General features: G+C 55.6%; 9 protein-coding genes. All 9 read right to left on the reverse strand.

What is annotated here, in order from left to right:
• On the reverse strand, window positions 1–423 hold a 423-nt coding region (locus tag B2R48_RS09400), incomplete at its 3' end, for a TenA family protein (RefSeq protein ID WP_296999559.1).
• A gap of 127 nt (window positions 424–550) precedes the next feature.
• Window positions 551–748, reverse strand: coding sequence for a Fe-S cluster assembly protein IscX (gene iscX, locus B2R48_RS09405; RefSeq protein ID WP_062957586.1), 198 nt, complete (start codon window positions 746–748; stop codon window positions 551–553).
• Window positions 749–807: 59 nt separating this feature from the next.
• A complete protein-coding gene (locus B2R48_RS09410) occupies window positions 808–1,143 on the reverse strand; it encodes a ferredoxin family 2Fe-2S iron-sulfur cluster binding protein (protein WP_062957393.1) in 336 nt (111 codons plus the stop codon).
• A 155-nt stretch (window positions 1,144–1,298) separates the two neighbouring features.
• The gene (hscA, locus tag B2R48_RS09415) at window positions 1,299–3,197 is read right to left on the reverse strand and encodes a Fe-S protein assembly chaperone HscA (protein ID WP_296999562.1); all 1,899 of its coding nucleotides are present in this window, start codon (window positions 3,195–3,197) and stop codon (window positions 1,299–1,301) included.
• Window positions 3,198–3,223: 26 nt separating this feature from the next.
• Entirely contained in the window at window positions 3,224–3,844 is a 621-nt protein-coding gene (gene hscB / locus B2R48_RS09420) for a Fe-S protein assembly co-chaperone HscB (protein WP_062957395.1), read from the reverse strand.
• A 147-nt stretch (window positions 3,845–3,991) separates the two neighbouring features.
• Entirely contained in the window at window positions 3,992–4,333 is a 342-nt protein-coding gene (locus B2R48_RS09425; protein WP_062957396.1) for a HesB/IscA family protein, read from the reverse strand.
• A 44-nt stretch (window positions 4,334–4,377) separates the two neighbouring features.
• Entirely contained in the window at window positions 4,378–4,782 is a 405-nt protein-coding gene (gene iscU / locus B2R48_RS09430) for a Fe-S cluster assembly scaffold IscU (RefSeq protein ID WP_062957397.1), read from the reverse strand.
• A 92-nt stretch (window positions 4,783–4,874) separates the two neighbouring features.
• Window positions 4,875–6,098, reverse strand: coding sequence for an IscS subfamily cysteine desulfurase (locus B2R48_RS09435; protein WP_062957398.1), 1,224 nt, complete (start codon window positions 6,096–6,098; stop codon window positions 4,875–4,877).
• Window positions 6,099–6,126: 28 nt separating this feature from the next.
• Window positions 6,127–6,574 (reverse strand): aminotransferase class V-fold PLP-dependent enzyme (locus B2R48_RS09440; protein WP_296999569.1); only part of this gene is annotated, 448 nt, incomplete at its 5' end.

Here is a 6,574-nt window from a genome sequence, read left to right on the forward strand (position 1 = left end):
CAGGTCCACCACATCGCCCTGATGGCCGCGATCAAGCACATAGCGGGTATAGGCGATGCAGGCGCGTGCTTCGGGCTGGGCAATGATATCGGCCTCGGACAGGCCCCATCCTTCGCAAAATTCCAGATGCAGCTTCATTTCCATATCAAGGATGGCATGGACCGTACCCGAAAACTGGCGCATGGCGTGCAGGTCTTCGGCCTTGTAGACCGCCAGCGCATAGGCGCGCGAAAACTGGATCAGAAACAGGTAATCCTGAATCAGATAGTGCTTGAATGCGGCTTCCGGCAGCGTGCCATTGCCAAGCTGCTTGATAAAGTCATGACAGACATAGCTTTGCCAGGCATCGGGCGCACAGGTGCGCAATTTGCCAAACAGGCTGTCGGCCGGAATGATGTCGGTGAAGGTGGCGGGTTTGCTCATGATGTTCCCTTCCCTGTGTTATTTATATCCTGGCGCAAACAAAAACGGACCAGCCCGCATATGCAGGCTGGTCCGGTATTTCGTGATCAGGGTGCAGGCCGTTTGGCGCACATCACGCTCATCAAAATCAGTCTTCGCGTTCGTCGATCCAGGCCATCTGGATGGCTTCGAGAATTTTCTCGTTCGATTTATCGGGATCGTCTTCGAACCCTTCAAGCTCGGTAACCCACTTGTGCAGGTCGGTAAAGCGAAGGTTGAGGTTATCCTTGTCAGGATGGGCATCCTCAAGCTCGATCGCGATGTCCTGAATATCTGTCCAACGCATATCTGTCTCCTTTGGCGCCAAGGCGGTCACCCCGCCCGGTCAGCAGAAGGTGATAAAACTTACTTGTCGACCATCATGTTACGGGTCGCGGACGGCAGGGTCACGCGCAGGCCGTCAAGCTCGTCGCTCATGATGATCTGGCAGCCAAGGCGCGACGTTTCGGTCAGGCCAAAGGCAAGATCAAGCATGTCTTCTTCGTCTTCGGACGGCTCGTCGAGCTTGTCAAACCACTCTTCGTCAAGAACAACGTGGCAGGTCGAGCAGGCCAGCGAACCTTCGCATGCGCCTTCCAGATCAATGCCATTCTTGTGGGCAGCTTCCAGAACGGACAGGCCGTCGGCAACTTCGAATTCCTTTTCGGTGCCATCCGGCTCAACAAAAACGATCTTAGGCATCTGTGCCTTTCTCCTCGGTAATACTTTTCGTTCGATCTCTGTTTATGTACGAAGCTTCGCTACGTACTTGTCCGGCCCTGACCTTGGCGGTTGTCGGGGACAATCGCCGCAGTTCGCCGGTTTGTCAATTCTACCGGTGTCGATTAATTCACTTCTCAGTGCACTTCATCGACATTTTGCCCGGCAAGTGCCTGGCGGATCCGGCTATCCATACGGGCCTCGGCAAACGGGCGCGATGCATTTTCAAGCGCCTCGGCGGCGTCATTGATGGCTTCGCGGTCCTCGCCGGCCATGGCCGTTTCAAGGTTGGCAATCGCCTGATTGATACTGGCTTCGTCTTCCTTGCTCAGAAGGGCACGGTCGGCTTCCATCGCGGCATTGACCGCCAGAATGTTCCGCCGTGCGTCAACGCGGGCCTCGGTCAGAACACGCATCTCCATGTCTTCGCGGGCATGTACCATGCTATCGCGCAGCATGGTCGCCATATCGGACTCATTGATGCCATAGGTCGGCTTGACCGCGACTTCCTGTTCCGTGCCCGTGGTTTCCTCGCGGGCCGATACGGTCAGAAGACCATCAGCATCGACATTGAACTGCACGCGAATGCGCGCGGCCCCTGCCGCCATTGACGGAATACCGGTCAAAACAAAGCGCGCAAGCGATCTGCACTGATCGACCATTTCGCGCTCGCCCTGCACCACATGGATCATCATGGCCGACTGGCCATCCTGATAGGTGGTGAATTCCTGTGCCTTGGCGACCGGGATCGGGGTGTTGCGGTCAATGACCTTTTCAACAATCCCGCCCATGGTTTCCAAACCAAGCGACAGCGGCGTGACATCAAGCAGAAGGTTGTCCGAGCCGCCTGTCAAAGCCTCTGCCTGAAGGGCAGCACCAAGGGCGACAACCTCGTCCGGGTCGATATCGGAAAGCGGTTCCTGTTCAAACAGATCTGCCACCGCCTTGCGCACAGCCGGCACGCGGGTGGAACCACCAACCAGCACCACACCCTTGACGTCTTCGGGCAAGACATCGGCATCATCCAGCACCTGTTCGGTGATGGTGGTCGTACGTGCAACCAGCTTGGCGATCATGCCATCGAACTGTTCACGGGTAACACTGTGTTTGGTTTCCTTGCCATTCAAGGGCACGGTCACTTCGACACTGTCCTGATCGGTCAGGCTTTCCTTGACCGTCCGGGCGGCTTTCAAAAGGCGTTTGGCATCGGATGCATCAAGATCATCGGCCGCCCCGCCATCCTTGCGTTCCGCCAGAAGGTGCTCGGCGATGGCGTGATCGAAATCATCGCCACCAAGGGCGGCATCCCCGCCGGTCGCCTTCACCTGGAAGACGCCCTTTTGCATTTTCAGAAGCGAGATATCAAAAGTCCCGCCGCCAAGGTCATAAACGGCATAAAGTCCCTCTGCCCCGTTATCAAGGCCATAGGCAAGGGCAGCTGCGGTCGGTTCATTGACCAGACGCAGGACTTCGATCCCGGCAAGTTTTGCGGCATCCTTGGTCGCGGTACGTGCGCCATCATCGAAATAGGCAGGAACAGTGATCACGGCCTTTTCGACCGGCTGATCAAGGCTTTCTTCCGCCCGTGTGCGCAGGGATCGCAGGATATCGGCAGAAACTTCGACCGGGGTCAGAACCCGGTTGCCAACATTCAGGCGCACCATCATCGGTTCGCCGTTTTCGGTCTCGGACTTTTCGGGCACTTCAACGTGATACGGCAGTGTCCCCGCGACCGATTTGACATCGTCCAGGCCACGGCCCATCAGGCGCTTGACCGATGAAACGACACGGCTGGCATCGGTATTGATCTGATCGCGTGCGGCTTCGCCCACCACCGGCGTGTCATCGCCATAATAGACAACCGACGGCACAATCGCATTGCCACCGGATTTATCACGCAGGACTTCGGGTTTTTCCGAGTTCGAGATCGCAACAACCGAGTTGGTCGTGCCAAGGTCGATCCCGACAGCAATCTGGCGTTCGTCCTCGTGCGGAAGTGGCGTTTCGCCCGGTTCGTGGATTTTTAGCAGAGCCATCTTTACGTCCAGTCTTTCTTTTATGATCAGGCAGCGGCAAGGCGCGATTTCTTCGCGCGCGCTTCCTCGGTCATTTTCATCAGGTATCTCAGACGGGTGGCCAGTTTTTTGGCCGCGTCATAGGATTTGCTGTCAAAGGCGGCACCAAGGTCCTTTTCACAGGCGCGTGCCTGTTTGCGGGTATCCTTGATCATGGCATCGATCGTGATTTTGTCATCGGCATCATCAAGGGCCTCGCGCATTTCCATCGCTTCCATCAGAAGTCCCGGATCATTAACGGTATGGCCTTCGCCGCCTTCTGGCTCGTGACCGGCCAGACGGAGCATGTAATGCGCCCGCGCGACCGGGTTTTTCAGCGTCTCGAAAGCTTCATTGAGGCTTGCGGCCTGTTGCGATGACAAGGCCTGTTCACGGCCGGATCTGGATGCAAACCGATCAGGATGGAGCTTTTGCTGCTGCTTGAGATAGGTCGCCTCCATCGCATCGACATCAACCGCAAAGGAATGTTCCAGACCAAAGCGGGTAAAATGATCCAGCTGGCCCGGGGCTTGAATGGCGTTGCAGGTTTCGCAAAACAGTGCGCTTGCTTCGACCGGCCCCTTGCAGGACCAGCAGACCTTGTGCGCAGTTTGTTCGGTATTGCTCACGCGATGCACTTCCGAGGATTAAAAGACAAAAACAAATCAGTTCAAAAAGGTGACCGGTATTCGGTGAAATCACCCTTTTTCAGGCGATGGCCCCGGCGATGTCGCCAGGGCCATAACCATTCAGAAAGCAGGGAAAGCCCGGCCTGATCAGACGTGGAAGGATTCCCCGCACCCACAACGACCTTTTTCGTTGGGGTTACGGAAAACAAAGCCTTCTTCCATCTTGTCGACCTGGTAATCCATCTCTGTACCAAGCACGAACATGATGGCCTTGGGGTCGATCAGGATTCTCACGCCGTCCTCAAGTTCGACAACTTCTTCGAAGCCATCGGCACCATCAGCATATTCCAGCGTGTAGGACAGGCCCGAGCACCCTTTGCTGCGCACACCCAGCCGAATGCCGTGCGAAGGTTTCCCGCGGCTATCAAGCAACGCCTTGATGTGATCAAGGGCAACCGGTGTGACAGAAATTGGTGACGGTAGAGCCATTTTATTCTCCCAAAATTCCGAAAACGTTGGGGAGTGGGCGCTGCTTATTCAGCAGCGTCCACTTCCACTGCGCCGTTTTTGGTCTTGTAGTCGCTGATTGCAGCCTTGATAGCGTCTTCGGCCAGGATCGAGCAGTGAACCTTGACCGGCGGAAGTGCAAGTTCCTCGGCAATCTGCGAGTTCTTGATCGAACCGGCTTCGTCAAGCGACTTGCCCTTGACCCATTCGGTGATCAGCGAGCTCGACGCAATGGCCGAACCGCAACCGAAGGTCTTGAACTTCGCATCTTCAATGATGCCTTCCGGGGTCACCTTGATCTGCAGCTTCATGACGTCGCCGCAAGCCGGTGCGCCAACAAGGCCGGTACCAACAGACGTTTCGTTCTTGTCCATGGAACCGACGTTGCGCGGGTTTTCGTAATGGTCGATCAGCTTTTCACTATAAGCCATGATAGGAATCCTCCTAAAAAGTCCTGAGTCTCTCTCACGAGATAGAATACATATCGAATGTGTCGATAGTACGTTTTCGGTCGTTGTCGTTCTTAGTGCTCAGCCCACTCGATCGACTTGATGTCGATGCCTTCCTGCGCCATTTCCCAAAGCGGGCTCATTTCGCGCAGACGCTCAACTGCGGTGCAGATGGCATCAACGGCTTCGTCGAGCTCTTCCTTGGTGGTGTAGCGACCAATGCCGATACGAAGGGATGTATGGGCCAATTCTTCGTCAACACCAAGAGCACGCAGAACGTAAGACGGTTCCAGCGACGCCGAGGTGCAGGCAGAGCCCGACGACACGGCAATGTTCTTGATATCCATCAGAAGGCTTTCACCTTCGACATAGGCAAACGAAATATTCAGGTTGCCGCTAACGCGTTCGTGTTCGTCACCATTGACATAGATGTCTTCAAGACGGTCACGGAAACGCTTGAGCGTGTAGTCACGCAGCTCTTCGATGCGGGCGTTTTCCTCGGCCATTTCGTTGGACAGAATGTCACACGCCTTGCCAAGACCCACGATCAGCGGGGTCGGCAGCGTACCCGAACGCATGCCACGTTCCTGACCACCACCGGTGATCTGTGCAATGACACGCACACGTGGACGACGGCGAACATACAGCGCACCAATGCCTTTCGGGCCATAGATCTTGTGACCGGAAATCGACATCAGGTCGATTTTCATGTCGTCAACGTCAAGGTCGATCTTGCCAACCGCCTGCGCACAGTCGGTGTGGAAGAACACTTTGCGCTCACGGCAGATTTCACCGATTTCCTTGAGCGGCTGGATAACACCGATTTCGTTGTTCACACCCATGACAGACACGAGTGCGGTTTCGTCGGTGATGGCAGCCTTGAGTTCTTCAAGGTCGATCAGGCCGTTATCCTTAACGCCAAGATAGGTCACTTTGTAACCTTCCTGCTCAAGGTGGCGGGCACTGTCGAGCACGCATTTATGCTCGGTGACAACCGTGATCAGATGCGGCTTCTTCTTGCCGTAAAACTTCATCACGCCCTTGAGTGCGAGGTTGTTTGATTCGGTCGCACCCGAGGTAAAGATGATTTCCTTGGCTGATGCGCCGATGATCTTGGCAATCTGACCACGTGCGACTTCAACCGCGTCTTCTGCTTCCCAGCCAAAGCTGTGGTTGCGCGAATGCGGGTTACCGAATTTCTCGGTGAAGTATGGCAGCATTGCCTCGACAACCCGCGGGTCGGTCGGCGTCGTCGCCTGGTAGTCCAGATAAATCGGCTTTGCTTTAAGCTCGTTCATTTTAAAGGCTTCCTCACTCACTCATTTGTCAGGCAGCGTGACGCGTCTTCTTACGCGCTGCATTGCCCCTCATCCGGCTCCAAACTCGGACAAATGTATCAATATCCTCGGCAGTGCTTTCAAGTCCCAGACTGACCCGAATGGCCGAGCCCGGCTCGTCAACACCCATCTCCTTGAGTACGTGACTTTCACGTACCTTGCCTGAAGAACAGGCAGATCCCGAACTGATGGCAACACCTGCCAGATCCAGCGCCATAACCTGGGTTTCCCCGGGCATTCCAGGCAGGATCAGGCAACTTGTATTCACCAGCCGCTCCGTTCCCTTTGCGGCGATCTGAAGCTCTGGGGCAACAGACGCCAGTTCCGTCTCAAGACGGTCACGCAAAACTGCAATATCCGCCATCTTTGCCATGTTGGCTTCGGCACGTTTGGCAGCAGACTCAAAGCCTGCGATCCCGACAACGTTTTCCGTGCCA

It is taken from the genome of Thalassospira sp. UBA848 (assembly GCF_002295455.1).
Taxonomy (GTDB): Bacteria; Pseudomonadota; Alphaproteobacteria; order Rhodospirillales; family Thalassospiraceae; genus Thalassospira.

What these genes read in the sequence shown, in the direction of transcription:
- iscX (WP_062957586.1), bottom strand. Translation starts at nt 748, where the DNA reads ATGCGTTGGACAGATATTCAGGACATCGCGATCGAGCTTGAGGATGCC.
- B2R48_RS09410 (WP_062957393.1), bottom strand. Translation starts at nt 1,143, where the DNA reads ATGCCTAAGATCGTTTTTGTTGAGCCGGATGGCACCGAAAAGGAATTC.
- hscA (WP_296999562.1), bottom strand. Translation starts at nt 3,197, where the DNA reads ATGGCTCTGCTAAAAATCCACGAACCGGGCGAAACGCCACTTCCGCAC.
- B2R48_RS09425 (WP_062957396.1), bottom strand. Translation starts at nt 4,333, where the DNA reads ATGGCTCTACCGTCACCAATTTCTGTCACACCGGTTGCCCTTGATCAC.
- iscU (WP_062957397.1), bottom strand. Translation starts at nt 4,782, where the DNA reads ATGGCTTATAGTGAAAAGCTGATCGACCATTACGAAAACCCGCGCAAC.
- B2R48_RS09435 (WP_062957398.1), bottom strand. Translation starts at nt 6,098, where the DNA reads ATGAACGAGCTTAAAGCAAAGCCGATTTATCTGGACTACCAGGCGACG.